This is a genomic window from Streptomyces sp. NBC_01190, from assembly GCF_045039895.1.
Classification (GTDB): Bacteria; Actinomycetota; Actinomycetes; order Streptomycetales; family Streptomycetaceae; genus Actinacidiphila.
In genome coordinates this window covers 7,265,267-7,280,163 of the sequence record NZ_CP108580.1, presented here as the reverse complement: position 1 = coordinate 7,280,163, position 14,897 = coordinate 7,265,267, and the positions used below count along the sequence as shown (strand labels likewise).

The window sequence follows — 14,897 nt, the reverse complement described above, 5'->3', positions numbered from 1 at the left end:
TATCGGATGGTGAACGCGCTCGTTGGGGGCACGAGGACCGAAGACGTCCCGGCCCGGCCGGGCGCATTGACGCGAGGTGGAGCAGTCGATGAGTGCGCACATGTGGATCGCGGTCGCCGCGGTCGCGCTGCTGGCCCTGGTCGCCACGCTGGTCGAGGGCAGGGCCCGGCAGCGGCGTCCCCGGAAGCCGAGCTCCCGTCCCTCCGAGACGTCGGCCACGGCCGCGCCGCGGCGGGGCGAGATCTGGTGGGCGGAGGTTCCCTTCGAGGACCAGCACGGCTCCAAGGACCGCCCCTGCCTGGTGGTTTCCGTACGGGGCCGGACCGCGCGGGTCGCCAAGATCACCTCGCGGCACCATGGGGAACTTCCCGGCGTCGTCCCTCTCCCGGCGGGAACCGTGGACGACGCCGCGGGCCGTCAGAGCTACTTGGAGACCCACGAACTCCGGCGTGTCCCCCTGTCGGCCTTCCGCCGCCGCGCGGGCACCCTGGACCCGCACCGGATGAAAAGTCTGAAGCTGTCCTGAGCGGGCTCCCGCCACCGCCGTCGGCTGCCGGGCCGGGGCCGGACGGATGGTCAGCAAATGCGGTGAATGTCAGGTTCGTATATATCTCTGACTGTCGGTCTGCGACGCTCAGGGGCGAGGGCTGCCCAGCGACTGGGCCGGGCGCGGATCGCGCCCCTGCCCCTCACACAGCCAAGGAACAGACGCATGACTGACACCCGCAGACGCGTATCCCTCACCGCAGCCGCCGGCCTCGGCCTGTGCCTTGCCCTCCTGCCCGTCGGGCAAGCCCAAGCGGGGCAGGAACACCCGCCGCCGAGCGTGCCGTGCGGCGACACCGCCGCCCTGAAGACAGCGATCACCACCGCCAACACCAGCGGGGGCGCCATCACCCTGGCCGCCAACTGCGTCTACTCCCTGACCGAGGCCGACAACCCGGACGACGGCCTGCCCGAGATCACCGGCACCGTGCGGATCTCCGGAGGAGACCGCACCGTCATCCAGCGCGCGTCCAGCGCCACCGGAGACTTCCGCATCTTCCACGTGGCCCCCGGCGGCAGCCTCGGCCTGGACGCGCTCACCGTCCGAGGCGGCACCGCCGACGGCACCGGCTACGGCGCCGCGGGCGGGGGCATCCTCAACGACCAGGGCACACTCAAGCTGACCGGCGTCACCGTCAGGAGCAACAGGGCCGGCTTCATCGCCGGCGGGATCTGGAACAACCTCGGCACCCTCGTGCTGAAGAACACCACGATCCACGACAACGCGTCGCGCATCGGCGGCGGAGTGGCCACCAGCGGAACGATGACGATGGAAGGCGGCGCCCTGCGCGGCAACTCCTCCGACTCCTGGGGCGGGGCGCTGGCCAACGCCGGCGACACCAAGCTGAACAACGTGTCCGTCGCCGACAACTCCTCCGGTCTCGGCGGCGGCATCATGACGCTGACCATCAACAATGACAGCGGGCCCTTGAGCCTGGAATCCACCCAGGTCACCGGCAACATCGCCGAGAGCAGCGGCGGCGGCGTCTTCATCGGCATCCACGAGCCGACGACCCTGAAGAAGAGCACCGTCACCCGCAACACCGCCAACGGCGGCCCCACCACGGGCGGCGGCATCAACAACGACGGGCGCCTCTTCGGCGCCATCATCAACCCGACGGCCCTCCCCCAGCTTCAGGACAGCGCGGCCACCGACGCCGCCGACCCGGCCCTGCCCACGGTGGACCTCATCGACAGCTCCGTCGTCAACAACACCCCGACCAACTGCGCGCCCCCCGGCAGCGTCCCCCACTGCGACAACGCCGGCACCACCTGGGCGGCGCCCACGGCGAAAACGCCGTAGCAGCATCAACAGTTGAGCTAGCCGGAGCACCCAGCTCGGCGCACCCACCGGATCTCGGCCCGCCGCCGTGGGCACCGCTTCCGCGGCGGCGACGCGCAGCTCTTCCGGTACGGCGGGTGCCGGGGAGCGCCGGGTCGGCCCCCTCAAGATCAGGTGTACGCCGACCAGGACACCGTGCTCCTCGGCCAGGAGGCGGGTTGCCGACTGGAGCGGTCGGCCCGCGTACCGGCGCGGCGGCGGGCCCGCGTTCGGCTCGGGCGGGCACCCGTCGTGAGCTGCGGCAGGCGGCTGCCCGCCGTCGGATGGCGCATGATGGAGGGGAACCGTCGCTACCGGAGGTGGGCGCGCGTGGAATCCGGTCCTCCTGAGGAGGGCGGCGAGCGGGATGCCGAACAGCCGCGAGAAAGCGGCACCGGTCATGACCGCCGCTTCACCGAGGTCCTGGCCGCTGCGCTGGACAGCGCCGATCTCGCTTCGGTCCCCGCCCGGCTGTGCCAGGTCTGTGTGGACCTGCTGGACGTCACGGGGGCCTCGGTGTCGCTCGTCGGTGACACGCCCGACGCCGGGGCGCTGTGGTGGTCCAGTGATCCGGTCGCGGCCGGACTGGCCGAAGCACAGTACAGCCTGGGGGACGGGCCGTGCCGGACCGCGCGGGAGCTGCTCGCCCCGGTGCTGGCCGCGGATCTGACCGGCGCCGACGCCGGACGATGGCCGGTGTTCGCCCAGCGGGCGGTGGAGATGGGGGTACGGGCGGTGTTCTCGCTTCCGCTGGGCAGTGACGTGGTCGCGATCGGCTCCCTCGACCTGTACCGGCGGGGCCCCGGGCCGCTGAGCCGGCAGGACACCGCCCGGGCGTTCACGGCGAGCGACGCGATCACCGCGGCCCTGATCAGGATCCAGTCGCACACCGAGACCGACGACGGTGACGGCGACGGCGGTGACCAAGACGAGCCCGCCTCCTGGTTGAACGGCGCCGAATCCGATCACCACGAGGTCCACTACGCCACGGGCATGCTCATGGTCCGGCTGGGCGTTGGCCCGCAGCACGCGCTGGCCCGCCTGCGCGCCTACGCTTTCGCGCGGGGCCGCACGGTCACCGAGGCGGCACGGGACGTGCTGGCCCGTAGAGCGGACTTCGATGAATAGACCCGGCAGCGAGCAGACCAGGGGCGACCGAATGGGCAGCAGCCGTGTGCAGCGCGTCGCGGAGGCTTTCAGCGACGTCGCCGACACCTTCGACGACCGCGTCGATCCGCTGGTGCTGGCCGACCGGCTGGTCGGCCACTGCGCACGGCTGACCGATGCCGACACGGCGGGACTGACGCTGATCAGCGCCCGCGGGCGGCTGCGCACAGTGGCGGTGGGCGACGGCCGCGCCGAGAACCTGGAAGCGATACAGGCACAGATCGGGCAGGGGCCCGGTGCGGACAGCTGGCGGACCGGTGAGATCGTCCGGGCCCCCTGGCTGCCGGTCCAGGCCGCGAGATGGCCGCACTTCACGGAGGTCGCCGAAGGCCTGGGCATCCTCGGCGCCTACGCCCTTCCCGTGACCGTGGGACGCGCGCCGGTCGGCGTGCTCACTCTCCTGGTGACCGGCGCCGACGGCCTTCCCGAGGGGGATCTCTCGCTGGCGTCGTCACTGGCCGGCGTCACGGCGGGGGCGATGCTGCGCTGGCGGGCCGAACCGCCCCGGCCCTCCGACATCCTGACCCGGGTCCAGTCGGTGATCTCCTCGAAGGCGTCGCTGGAGACCGCGCTGGGAATGCTGGCGGCAGCCGGCGGCCTGACGATTCCCGAGGCAGCGAAGGCCCTGGAGACCTACGGCCGGCGCGGCGGCCTGGGTCCCGTGGTCGTGGCGCGGCAACTGCTGCAACGGCGGCTCGCCCCCGAGGCCGTCCTCGCCGCGGTGGCCGCGCCGCCGCCCGGCAGCGCGCCGCGGTAGCCGGGGCAGCCGGGGCAGGGGAGCCACGTGGGGTTATGGCCGTGTGTGACGGTCGGCCGACCGTCACACACGGTCGGCCGGTCATTGTCCGGTCCGGCGGCCGAGTGGGACACTGGAGACAGCAGCGGTCGACTTCCCTGGCCGGACCACGGCGGGACGACCGACAGCGCTGGAATCCTTCCCGGGCTTGGAGCCCGTGTCCCAGCGGCATGCATCATGCCGAGCAGCGGGGTCCCTCCCGCGAAGGGGACAAAGTATGACCGACACACCGGACAACTCGGCGGCGCCTGATCTGACGGCACTGCTGCTCACCACGAAGACACTCGACGCCTTTCTGACCGCCCTGGCCGAAACGGCCCTCACCCTCGCGCCCGGGTGTGACGGATGCGGCCTCACCCTCGAACGGCACGGGCGGCCGCTGACCGTGGCCAGCGCCGGTGTCAGCGCCATCCGGCTGGACGAGAAACAGTACGGCCAGGACGACGGGCCGTGCCTACAGGCCCTGCGGACCGGCCAGGAGGTCACCGTCCCGGAGACCCTGAACGAACACCGCTGGGGCGGCTATCCCGCGTACGCCGCCGCCAGCGGCAACCGGTCCTCCCTCTCACTTCCCATCGCCCCCAGGACGCACACCGCGGGAGCGCTCAACCTCTACTCACCGCGGCCCGACGCCTTCGCGGGCACCGGACTGGCCCCCTTGCGATCAGTGGCCGCCCAGGCCACCGGCGCCATCGCCCTGGCCCAGCAGATGGCCGACGTCGAAGCGTTCCACAGCGAACTCCGGCAAGAGCTCACCACCCGCGCCTCCATCAACCAGGCCGTCGGCATCACCATGGCCCGGCGCGGTTGCTCACAGGACCAGGCGTTCGCGTCCCTGCGGTCCGCCGCACAGCACCGGGGAGTCCCTCTGCACGAGGTATGCGCCGAACTCGTCGGCCAGTACGGAAAGTCCCCCGAGCAGCCCTGACCGTTCGGGTTTCCCGCAGCAGCACGGAAGCCGGGTGTGCGACGGCGAGCAGGCCAGGCCGGGCCCGATCGGCTCCGTAGGCGCGTCCGACATCACCCCCCGTGCGACCCGGCGGGGGGTTTGGCATCCGGCGGGCGCACCCTCACCTCCTGGCCCAGCCTGCACACCGACCTGGACAACGCCGGAGCGAACTGGGTGGACGAAGAGGTGAAGGTCTGCACCGGCGGCCCGAACACCTTGATCACCAGCCGGAAGCCTGATGACCTTCCGGCGTTCAACCAGACGCTGATCAGCGAGTTCGCCAAGGCTTAGATGACCCGCCGGGTGAGCGGCGCGGCGATTGCCCCGGGTGTCGGTGGCCGCTGTCGCCATCGGTCACCTTCACGGGTTGATGGAGCTGTCCGAGGCGTAGCGATGGGAGGCCAGGAAGGCCACGAGCACCGCGATGAGCACGGTGAGCGCGAGGCTGACCGGTCCGGTGCCCCAGCCGAGGCCGCCCCGGTCCTTGGAAACGCCCATCCAGTCCGCGAAGGAGGCACCCAGCGGCCGGGTCAGCACGTACGCCCACCAGAAGGCGGCCACCGCGTTGAGGCCCAGCAGCCGCGCCACCGCCGGAAGGGCGATCAGCACGGCGAAGAGCACGCCGGAGGAGAAGTAGCCCAGGTGGAACGTGGTGGCGGTCAGGTCGCCGGCCGCGGTGCCGAGGGCGAAAGTGGCCAGCACCGTCGCCCAGTAGAACTTCTCCCGGCGCCGGGTGCGGATGCTGTGGATCGACAGCGTGCCCTCGCTGCGGTACCAGGCGATCAGCACCCCTGCCAGCACCAGGACGAACACCGGGGTGGTCACCAGGTACGGGATACCGACGACGTGCACGATGTCCGCGGCCATGGTGCCGAAGACGCTGACCATGACGATCGCGGTCCAGTACGTCCACGGCGAGTAGCGCGGCGTACGGAATTGCAGCCACAGGAATCCGACGAAGCCGATCAGGCCGAGGGCGCCCCCCACCGCCGGGGAGTTCGCCAGGAAGTCGGAGGTGGTCTCGCCCATCCCGGTGGTGAGGATCTTCGTCACCCAGAACAGGACGGTGACCTCGGGAACCTTGCTCCAGACCTGGGCCGTCACCTCCGCCGTCCCCGCGCGGTGCCGGGCCGGCCCGGGATCCGTCACAGGGCCATCGCCGGTCGCCGTACCGTAGCCGCGTCCGCTCTGTTCCATGGGCACCGCCGTTCTCCCGGCGCTTCCGTACGCCGCGTCCATCAATGTCTACAGTAATGTAGACGATGAGCGAGCCGGCGACCCAACCGACCCTCGCGCCAGGACCGGCCGGACGTCCCATCACCCACCCCGCGAAGCACCGTTTACAGGACTGTAGACATAGAGTGGCTCATGGGCGCCATCCCGGGGGTACGCCCCCGCCAACCATCCCGCTCCCCCGAGCGGGCCACCGTCGAAGGGGAGGTACGGCATGAGTCCGCTGGCCCTGTTCCTCACCGTGTTCCTCGCGTGTGCGGTGGAAGGGGTGGAGGCGCTGACCGTGGTGCTGGCGGCGGGCACCGGCCGCCACTGGCGGTCCGCGCTACAGGGTGCGGGCGCCGCGCTGCTCATGCTGGCCGTGGTGGTCGGGGCGCTCGGACCGGCCGTCGCGCGGATCCCGCTGGGTGCGCTGCGGGTGGTGGTCGGCACGCTTCTGCTGCTCTTCGGCCTCCAGTGGCTGCGCAAGGCGGTGCTGCGGGCATCGGGCTGGAAGGAACAGCGCGACGAGGCCGCCGCCTACGCCCGGGGCGTCGCCGCCGGGGCGAAGGCACCGGCCGAGCGGCGCGGCACGGTACGCGACTGGTACGCGTTCACGCTCGCCTTCAAGGGAGTCGCCCTGGAAGGCCTCGAAGTCGCCTTCATCGTGGTCACCTTCGGCGGCAGCCAGCACGACGTGCCGCTGGCCGCGCTCGGCGCGGCGCTGGCCGTGGTCGTGGTGGCCGGCGCGGGCTTCGCGGTCCGGGCGCCGCTCGCTCGCGTGCCGGAGAACACGGTGAAGTTCGTCGTCGGCACGCTGCTGACCGCGTTCGGTCTCTTCTGGTCGGCGGAGGGCTCGCGGGTGAAGTGGCCCGGGTCGGACGCGGCGCTGCCGGTCCTGGTGGCGGCCGTGGCGCTGCTCGCGCTCGGCTGTACCCGGGTACTGCGCGGCGCCGCGGTCCGCGCCGCGGCGCCGCACTCCGCCGGAAAGAGGCTGCCCCGATGAACCGGCTCCGGGCCTTCGGCCGCTTCTGGTACGACTTCGTCATCGGCGACGACTGGCGGGTCGCCCTCTGGGTGCTGCTGGGGCTCGGCGCCACCGCCGGACTGTCGGCGGGCGGCGTGAACGCGTGGTGGCTGCTGCCCGTCACCGCCGCGGGGGCGCTCGCCGACTCACTGCGCCGCGCGGTCCGATCGGCCCGGGACCGCTGACTTTTGCGCCGGACGGCGGAGCCCCCGGCCGGCTGTGACGCCGGCCAGGGGCTCTTCCACGCGGTGGGCTCAGGTGTTGGCCCGGGTCAGTCGTCGTTGTCGGACGACGGGATGTAGGCGCCGGGCACGTCGTTCGGCGCGAAGACCTTCGCCTCGCCGGGGTACGGCTTCGTCCAGTTGTGCGTCTGATACCACGTGAGGTGGTTCATCTGGGCGGGGTTGGCGTAGTCCGGGACCGCGTTGGGGCCGGTCAGCCGCTGGTGCGACTTCCAGGTGTTCCACTGCGCCGCGAGCTTCTGCTCGGCCGCCGGCACCTTGGCGGACGGCACGGGCGCCGCGCCGGGGTCCTGCGATGCCGGGGTGTCCACCCCGCAGGCGGGCGGCGTGCTCACACCGTCGGTGAGCGAGGTCCGGTTGGCCAGCGCGTTGAACGGCGTGAGGTTCGCCTTCTTGGTGAAGGCTCCCGTCATCGGGGTGGCCGCGCTGTCCTTCTGGTTCATCGGCTGGATCCCGAGGATCTGCTCGATGGTGCGGACCATCGTGATCTGCGAGTAGTAGTGGTTGTCCACGACGCCGTGCTGGGCGTAGGGGCTGATGATCTGGATCGGGGCGCGGTGGCCGTCGACGTGGTCGAGGCCGGCCTGGGAGTCGTCCTCGACGACGAAGATCGCCGAGTCCTTCCAGTACGCGCTGTGCGAGATGGTGTCGACCATCCTGCCGACCGCGAGGTCGTTGTCCGCGACCTGGGCGGCCGGGCTCGCGGGACCACCGGTGTGGTCGCTGGAGAGCCAGAACATGTTCAGGTTCGCCGGACCGTTCTTCTCGAAGTCCTGCTGCCAGATCTGCCCCCGGTAGATGTCCGGGACACTGGTGTCGAACTTCGGGAAGGTGGGCACGGACACGTCGTTGAGAGACGGGATCGGCGAGGACGAGTCCATGGTGTACGCGCTGCCCTTCCCGGTCGCGGACATGTTCTTGGCGTCGCAGTAGAGGTTCTGCCAGCTCGCGGCCGCGGGCTTGGTCAGGAACTGCTGGAACTCGCCGAAGTCCCGTACCGTCTTGTCCGCCGCCTGGGCGCCGGTCCACAGGAAGCCGCTCCGCTGGTGGCCGAGCGCGTCGTCCTCGGTGTCGTAGCTGCGCAGGTATTCACCGGCGGAGGACTCGGTGTACTCCGGGTTGTCGGCCTGCATCAGCCAGTTGTGACCCTCGGCGGAGTTGGTGCCGATGTCGTACGTGTTGTCGTACAGCCCGAACTGCGCGGCCAGCGCGTGCTGGTTCGGCGTCACGTTCTCGCCGAACTGCGTGAGCGAGGGGTCGCCGTTGCCCTGCGGCATGTCGCCGAGGACCTGGTCGTAGGTCCGGTTCTCCTTGACGATCAGGAAGACGTGCTTGATCGTCGAGGGGTCGCCGAGCCGCGCCGGGACCGGCACCGGCTTGGCCTTGCTCTTGGCCTTGGCCTCCTTGACGGAACCGCTGGTCCAGCCGTTCTGCTGGAAGACCTTGCCGGTCTCGGACTTGACGGTCTTGTCGCTGGGCAGCGTGAAGTGCTGGAGGCTCGACGTGGTGTCGTGGGTGCCGTGGCCGGCGCCGGCGGTGGGGCGCAGGGCGTCGATGCCACGGGTGTTGGAGACCACGACCTGCTTGCCGACGGTGGCGATCTCGGCGGGAAAGTAGTCCGTCGGGAGCAGACCGACGTAACTGACCGGCTCCTGCGGGCTCGTGTACCGGTAGACGGCGATCGCGTTGGCGCGGCCGAGGGTGACCAGCAGGTGGCCGTCGGCGGTGAGCGTCACGGCGTCGGGCTCGTAGCCCACGGACGCCTCCGGCCACGGCCGGGTGGCGATGGTCTGCACGACCTTGTCGTTGGCGGTCCTGATGACCGACACGTCGTTGGTGGCGGTGTTGGTGACGAACACCGCCCCCTTCGTGGCGTAGAGAGCGGTCGGGTGCAGACCGACGTCGATACTCGCGGGGGCGAGGTTCGGCTTCGCCAGGTTGATCACGCTGACCGTGCCGGTGGTGGTGGCGCCGGTCACCGGGTTGGCCGGTACCTGGGTGTTGTACGAGTTGATCGTGGTCTCGCCGGGCCGGGCCGCGCGCCCGCCCTCGTTGCTGACGTAGAGCTTGTCGCCGACCTTGACGATGCCGCGCGGGGCGTTGCCCACGGTCCAGCTCTGCTGGAGGTCGCCGGTCGCCGCGTTGATGGCCACGACCCGGTTCTGGCCGTTGACCGCCGAGTAGACGGTGGCGCCGTCGGCCGAGAACACCGCAGCGCCGACCAGTGCGTGCTTGGGCCCGTCAGCCGGGATCTTGATGTCGGTCGGGTTGGCGAGGCTGCCGTCGGCGTTCACGGTGAACCTGGTGTAGCCGTCGGTCCGGCCGAGCCACAGCTGCTTGCCGTCGGGCGAGTAGGTGGGGCCTTCCTGGCCCACGTCGTTGCCGCTGATCCGCAGGTTGGCCGCGGCGTTGTTGCCGACGAGCTGCTGCACCTTCCACGTCTTGAGGTCCACGATGGTCAGCGCTCCGTCGCCGTCGGTGACGGAGGCGGCGAGGTGGGTGCCGTCCGGGCTGACCGTGGACGACATGATCTTGCCGTCGTTGATCACGGTGTGCGCGCCGTAGGGGGCGATGTACTGGTCGCTGGAGATGACCTGGCCCCGGTCGGTGCTCTGACCGACCTGCTGGGTGCCGAACTGGTGGGTCTGGGCGAAGGCGGTTCCGGTCACGGCCAGACCGACAGCGGTGACGCCTGCCGTGACCAGCGTGACGCGGCGGCCGACGTGCCGGCCGAGAAGGACGAACTGTGCCTTCTCGACAGGCCTTCGACGGCGTGTTACCTGCATGGGGTTATCCCTTCGGGGTGGTATCGAGCAGGTCGACGTCGCCGTCGAACTGCCACAGCGGGTTCGGCGCGTCCCCGATCGGAGTCCGCACCAGGAAGTAGCCGTTCACTTCCTTCGGTCCGTCGCCGTCGGCGACGTACCGCCCGTCAGAGGTGACGTCGAGCTGATAGACGGCCGTCCCCGCGGCCTCGACGCCGGGCAGGTGCCAGGTGACGACGCAACGCCAGTCGTTGCCCGGCCCCTGGGGGGCGACCTTGCCGGCGCCCTTGTTGCACGCCGCCGTGACCCGTAGCCGCGACTCCGTGACGGCGGGCCGGTTGAGCTGCCTGGTCTGCATGCGGTAGAGGTGGGCGAACGCGGTCGCGACCGACCGCTGGACCTTGTCCTGCTTGATCCCGGAGCCCAGGGAAGGGGTCGCCGCGGCGACGATTCCGAAGGTTGCCGCGAGCAGTACGACCAGCGGCACGAGCCCGGTGGTGATCGCGCGGCGCCCGGAGCCGTCGCCGGCCGGGTTGGTGAAGTCCCGCCGCAGGAACAGCAGATACGCCAGTGCCGTGGCGATCACGGCCCAGACCAGGCTGACCGCGATGCCGATCAGCAGCGGGGCGAGCTGCGCCGGGCTGGTGAACAGGCCGTGCCAGGCGATGAAGGCGTAGCCGGGCAGGGCGAGGCGGAGCGCCACGGGCAGCGGCAGCATCTGGGCGAGCTGCATCGCGAGGGCGACGAGGGCGGGCAGCAGCAGTCCCATCGGGGACCGCCCCAGCGCGACCGACCCGAGCAGTCCGATCGCGGCGAGGGCCAGCGTCGGAGCGAGTGCGCAGGCCCAGGCGAGCAGGACGTTCCCAGCGGCGTCCGAAGGTGTCAGCAGGTGGCCGTCGAGGCCGACCAACGGGTGGTTGCCGACGGCCGCGAGCCCGCCCGCCACGCTGGAGGCGGCCAGCCCCAGGACGAGCAGCAGGATGACGGTGAGGCTGGCCAGAGTCTTTGCCGCGAAGATCCGCCGGGGCGACCGGACGGCCACCAGCAGGTGGCGCCAGGTGCCGAGCCGGTCCTCGGCGGCGAACACGTCGCCCGCGACCAGCGACGTCAGCAGCGGCAGGGCCCAACTACCGGCGAAGCCGAGCATCATCAGCGGTCCGGCCCACCCCGTGGCATGCATCCAGCGGCCGAAGAGGGTGTCGGAGGGGAGCGAGCTCTGCCGGCTCACCGCCGCGATGAAGAGCGCCGGCGCGATCCAGCAGACGAGCACCAGCAGCCGGACGCGCCATTGCGAGACCAGCTTGACCAGCTCGAAGCGGTAGCCGCGCGCCACCGAGACAGGGTGGCTCCTGGCAACGTTGTCTTCGGCGATGCTCGGGGTCGCTGTCGCGGTCATCGGCCGGTCTCCTGCTGCTCGGTGAGGGTGAGGAACGCGGCTTCGAGCGGCGAGACGACAGGGGCCAGTTCGCGCACCGCGATGCCCGCGTGCACGAACCGGGCCACCAGTTCGTCGAGGGCCGGCACCAGCGCGCGCACGACGAGGGCATCGGCTCCGCGCCATGCCGCCGCGTCGTCCACCACGCGGATCCCGGCGACCTCGCCGGCCAGCCGCGCGGCGGCCCGCGGGTCGGAGGTGAGCAGCCGGAAGTCGAGTTCGGGGTGCTCGGCGGCCAGTTTGGTCAAGGGGCCGGAGAAGACGACGCGTCCGGTGGCGAGAATGGTGACCTCGGAGCACAGTGCCTCAAGGTCGTCCATCCGGTGACTTGAGAGCACGACGCCGGTCCCCTCTGCCGCGAGCCGGGTGAGGACGCCGTGGACATGTTTCTTGCCGGCCGGGTCGAGGCCGTTGGACGGCTCGTCGAGCACCAGCAGCCGGGGCTTGGTGAGCAGGGCGGCGGCCAGTCCGAGCCGCTGACGCATGCCCAGGGAGAAGCCGCGCGCCCGATCGTCGGCGACATCGGTGAGGCCGACCTGGTGGAGCACGTCGTCGATCGCCGCACTTCGCTTGTCGTGCCCACGGAGGGCGGCCAGCGCGGCGAGGTTCTGCCTGGCCGTCAGCGACGGGTAGAGGCCCGGCCCGTCCACGAAACCGGCTACGCCGTCGGGAGCGGCCGGCGTCCGCCCGACCGGCGCGCCCAAGACCTCGAGCCTGCCGCTGTCGGCCACGGCCAGGCCCAGCAGGAGGCCGAGCAGCGTCGTCTTGCCGGCACCGTTCGGTCCGACCAGCCCGTGGATCTGGCCCCGCGCCACATCCAGGTCGATGCCGTCGAGGGCGACGACATCGCCGAAACACTTGGTGATCCCACGAGCACGGACCGCGAGCGCTACGTCCATGAGTCCCTCCTTCCAAACCCCTCAGGCAACTTAGGGACCGCACAAACCACGGACCGGGACCACCAGTTGAACAATCGCGGAACGGACGACGGCGATCACCGACAGGCTGCGCAGATGAGGAGTGGTGGACTCGATGGGCACCACCACCCCGAGTGATCGCGCGTTCCTGGGCGCTCTGCTGCGCCGGTTGCCGCCGGATGTGCCGTGCCGGAAACGACTGTTGGTGCGCGCGGACACGGCATTGCGGTGGCGCAAGGGGATCTGATCGCCCGGCACTACGCGGCTCGTAGCCCCCCCGAAGTGTTCGGGGGCCGCTCCCGAACCGTGCGCTCCACCGGGCTGTTGGTGCTGCGGCGGCTCAGAGCATCCGGGTCCAGGGGGCGGGCGCGAGTGCGGGTCGGCGCGGGGTGCCGGACGAAGCGTCAGACCTCGCGCTGCTGCTTGCTGTAGTGCCGGGCCGCGATCGGCCCGGACACCGGCGAACAGAACCTGGACGTGCTGCGCCGTATCAACCGCGAGTTCGACGGCACATGCGCCCTCAACTGCTGGGTCGCCCAACCCGGCACCATCTCCCTGGGCGCCCCCGTCCACCTCCTCGACACCCCTCTCCCCCGCCCACCCCGCGGCGGCTGGATGCTGGGCCGCCCCTACCTCGTCCCGTAAGCCGCCGCACCGACGTCGAACACGTCGAGGACAGGCCCTACTCGTTGAGCTGGGCACTGACGGCGGGATACGCCTCATCGCCGTCCGCGCCCAGGCTCGCGAGCAGGCGCAGCCCGTCCTCGGCGGGGCTGCCGGGGGCCGCGGACAGCACCAGCAGCTCCGTACTCGATTCGTCCGGGAGCGCGAAGTTCTCCTGGTGCAGTTCCAGCAGCCCGACCAGCGGGTGCCGGTACGCCTTGCGGCCGTGGGTGCGGGCGCGCACGTCCGCGCGGGCCCAGAGCTGGCGAAAGCGCTCACTGGCCATCGCGAGCTGGCCGATGAGCGAGGCCAGGCGGGGATCCTCGGGGTATTTGCCGGCGGCCAGGCGCAGATGCCCGACCACGTCGAGGGTGCAGGTCTCCCAGTCGGCGTAGAGGCCGCGCTCGGCCTCATCGAGGAAGATGTGCCGCGCGGTGTTCAGGCCGGGCAGCGGCCGGCCGAAGAGGAGCCCGGCGAGGCGGTTGCCCGCGAGCACGTCCAGCCGGTGGTCCATGATCAGTGCGGGTGCGTCGGGGACCAGGTCGAGGACGCGAAGCAGCTCCGGCCGGACCCGCCCGCCCGGCGCCTTCGCGCGGCGGCGGCGCTGCCGGGCAAGCCGGTAGAGGTGGCCACGTTCGGTCTCGTCGAGGCCGAGGACGCGGGCGAGCGCGTCGAGGATCTGCTCGGAGGGCTGGGTCGCGCGGCCCTGCTCCAGGCGTACGTAGTAGTCGACGCTGACTCCGGACAGGTGCGCGACCTCTTCCCGGCGCAGCCCTTCGACTCGGCGGCGGCTGTCGGTGGGGATGCCGACGGCCGCCGGGTCGACCCGGGCACGCCGGGTCCGCAGAAAGCCCGCGAGATCGTCCATGGCCTCAGTATGGCCGCGGTGGTGACCGTGAAGGTGGTCCTGCCACTACCAGGAAGTCCGGTCCGATGGAAGAGGCACCCCTGTACGACGCGGCCCCGGCGGCCGAGCATCGACGGCGGCACACCACGTCGAAGGGAACATCCATGAGAACGCTCATCGTCTACGCCCACCCCGAGCCGCGTTCGCTGAACGGCTCGCTGAAGGACCTCGCCGTGTCCACGCTCCAAGCCGCCGGGCACGAGGTGCGGGTGAGCGACCTGTACGCGATGAACTGGCAGGCCGTGGTGCACGCGGCGGACTTCGGCGCGCACGCCACGAGCCCGCTTCAGGTGATACCGAGTTCGGCCGGGGCGTACGACGCCGGCGCGCTCACGCCCGACGTGGCGGCCGAGCAGGAGAAGCTGCTGTGGGCCGACACGGCGATCTTCCAGTTCCCGATGTGGTGGTACACGATGCCGGCGATCCTCAAGGGCTGGGTGGACCGGGTGTTCTCCTTCCACTTCGCGTACGGCGTCGGAGTGCACGACGAGACCCGGTACGGCGAGCGTTTCGGTGAGGGGACGCTCCAGGGGCGGCGGGCGATCCTGTCGGTGACCGTCGGGGGCCCGGAGTCCCACTACACCGACCGCGGGATCAACGGCCCGATCGAGGACCTGCTGTTCCCGATCCACCACGGGATCCTGTACTACCCGGGCGTGGAGGTACTGCCGCCGTTCGTGCTGTACGGCACCGACCGGATGACCGAGGAGAACTACCCGGACGTGGCCAAGGCCTGGGAACAGCGCCTGCTCACTCTGGAGTCGACCGAGCCGATCGCGTTCCGGCGGCAGAACTTCGGTGACTACGAGATCCCGTCACTGCGGTTGAAGGAGGGCCTGGAAGTCCCGGGCCGCGCGGGTTTCGGCCTGCACGTGCGCGGTTAGCCGCGATACCGGTCGGTCAACGGTCGCCAGGTCACCGGCCTCGTGCTCTCACCTGGCAGGTTGTCC

The 14,897-nt window shown here is 71.1% G+C and carries 15 protein-coding genes and 1 pseudogene; 11 read left to right on the top strand and 5 right to left on the bottom strand.

What is annotated here, in order from left to right:
• Positions 1-88: 88 nt before the first annotated feature.
• The 6 genes and pseudogenes from OG519_RS30670 to OG519_RS30645 all read left to right on the top strand — a co-directional run.
• A complete protein-coding gene (locus OG519_RS30670) occupies positions 89-526 on the top strand; it encodes a type II toxin-antitoxin system PemK/MazF family toxin (protein WP_405590730.1) in 438 nt (145 codons plus the stop codon).
• A 186-nt stretch (positions 527-712) separates the two neighbouring features.
• Entirely contained in the window at positions 713-1,849 is a 1,137-nt protein-coding gene (locus OG519_RS30665) for a hypothetical protein (protein WP_405590727.1), read from the top strand.
• Between the two features lie 348 nt (positions 1,850-2,197).
• Positions 2,198-2,995 carry an ANTAR domain-containing protein gene (locus OG519_RS30660; protein WP_405590724.1) on the top strand — a complete coding sequence of 266 codons (798 nt, stop codon included), beginning with the start codon at positions 2,198-2,200 and terminating at the stop codon, positions 2,993-2,995.
• 31 nt (positions 2,996-3,026) lie between these two features.
• Complete coding sequence (locus OG519_RS30655; protein WP_405590721.1) at positions 3,027-3,791, top strand: GAF domain-containing protein; 765 nt, start codon at positions 3,027-3,029, stop codon at positions 3,789-3,791.
• 256 nt (positions 3,792-4,047) lie between these two features.
• On the top strand, positions 4,048-4,758 hold the full coding sequence (locus OG519_RS30650; RefSeq protein ID WP_405590719.1) for an ANTAR domain-containing protein: 711 nt from the start codon (positions 4,048-4,050) through the stop codon (positions 4,756-4,758).
• Between the two features lie 132 nt (positions 4,759-4,890).
• Positions 4,891-5,070, top strand: a pseudogene (locus OG519_RS30645) (DJ-1/PfpI family protein); the annotation flags it as partial.
• Positions 5,071-5,139: 69 nt separating this feature from the next.
• Here OG519_RS30645 and OG519_RS30640 read toward each other — a convergent pair.
• On the bottom strand, positions 5,140-5,928 hold the full coding sequence (locus OG519_RS30640; protein WP_405590716.1) for a hypothetical protein: 789 nt from the start codon (positions 5,926-5,928) through the stop codon (positions 5,140-5,142).
• 298 nt (positions 5,929-6,226) lie between these two features.
• On the opposite strand from OG519_RS30640, the gene OG519_RS30635 reads away from it, so the two are divergent.
• On the top strand, positions 6,227-6,997 hold the full coding sequence (locus OG519_RS30635) for a hypothetical protein (protein WP_405590713.1): 771 nt from the start codon (positions 6,227-6,229) through the stop codon (positions 6,995-6,997).
• A complete protein-coding gene (locus OG519_RS30630) occupies positions 6,994-7,203 on the top strand; it encodes a hypothetical protein (RefSeq protein ID WP_405590710.1) in 210 nt (69 codons plus the stop codon). Before OG519_RS30635 ends, OG519_RS30630 begins: the two co-directional genes overlap by 4 nt.
• Positions 7,204-7,289: 86 nt before the next feature.
• Here the strand turns inward: OG519_RS30630 and OG519_RS30625 are convergent, their stop codons facing one another.
• The 3 genes from OG519_RS30625 to OG519_RS30615 are packed head-to-tail and all read right to left on the bottom strand — an operon-like array spanning position 7,290 to position 12,359.
• Positions 7,290-10,046, bottom strand: a complete 2,757-nt coding sequence (locus OG519_RS30625) for an alkaline phosphatase family protein (protein ID WP_405590707.1) — start codon at positions 10,044-10,046, stop codon at positions 7,290-7,292.
• A 4-nt stretch (positions 10,047-10,050) separates the two neighbouring features.
• On the bottom strand, positions 10,051-11,421 hold the full coding sequence (locus OG519_RS30620) for an ABC transporter permease (RefSeq protein WP_405590704.1): 1,371 nt from the start codon (positions 11,419-11,421) through the stop codon (positions 10,051-10,053).
• Entirely contained in the window at positions 11,418-12,359 is a 942-nt protein-coding gene (locus OG519_RS30615) for an ABC transporter ATP-binding protein (protein WP_405590701.1), read from the bottom strand. The genes OG519_RS30620 and OG519_RS30615 overlap by 4 nt, the downstream gene beginning before the upstream one ends.
• 133 nt (positions 12,360-12,492) lie before the next feature.
• Here OG519_RS30615 and OG519_RS30610 point away from each other — a divergent pair, with 133 nt between their 5' ends.
• Positions 12,493-12,624 (top strand): hypothetical protein, encoded by a 132-nt coding sequence (locus OG519_RS30610; protein WP_405590699.1) that lies wholly within the window; start codon positions 12,493-12,495, stop codon positions 12,622-12,624.
• A 230-nt stretch (positions 12,625-12,854) separates the two neighbouring features.
• Positions 12,855-13,022: a hypothetical protein gene (locus tag OG519_RS30605; RefSeq protein ID WP_405590697.1), complete on the top strand. Its 168-nt coding sequence runs from the start codon at positions 12,855-12,857 to the stop codon at positions 13,020-13,022.
• 37 nt (positions 13,023-13,059) lie between these two features.
• Here OG519_RS30605 and OG519_RS30600 read toward each other — a convergent pair whose 3' ends face one another.
• The gene (locus OG519_RS30600) at positions 13,060-13,908 is read right to left on the bottom strand and encodes a helix-turn-helix transcriptional regulator (RefSeq protein WP_405590694.1); all 849 of its coding nucleotides are present in this window, start codon (positions 13,906-13,908) and stop codon (positions 13,060-13,062) included.
• 143 nt (positions 13,909-14,051) lie between these two features.
• Between OG519_RS30600 and OG519_RS30595 the strand changes: the two genes are divergently transcribed.
• Positions 14,052-14,831, top strand: coding sequence for an NAD(P)H-dependent oxidoreductase (locus tag OG519_RS30595; RefSeq protein ID WP_405593125.1), 780 nt, complete (start codon positions 14,052-14,054; stop codon positions 14,829-14,831).
• Positions 14,832-14,897 lie beyond the last annotated feature (66 nt).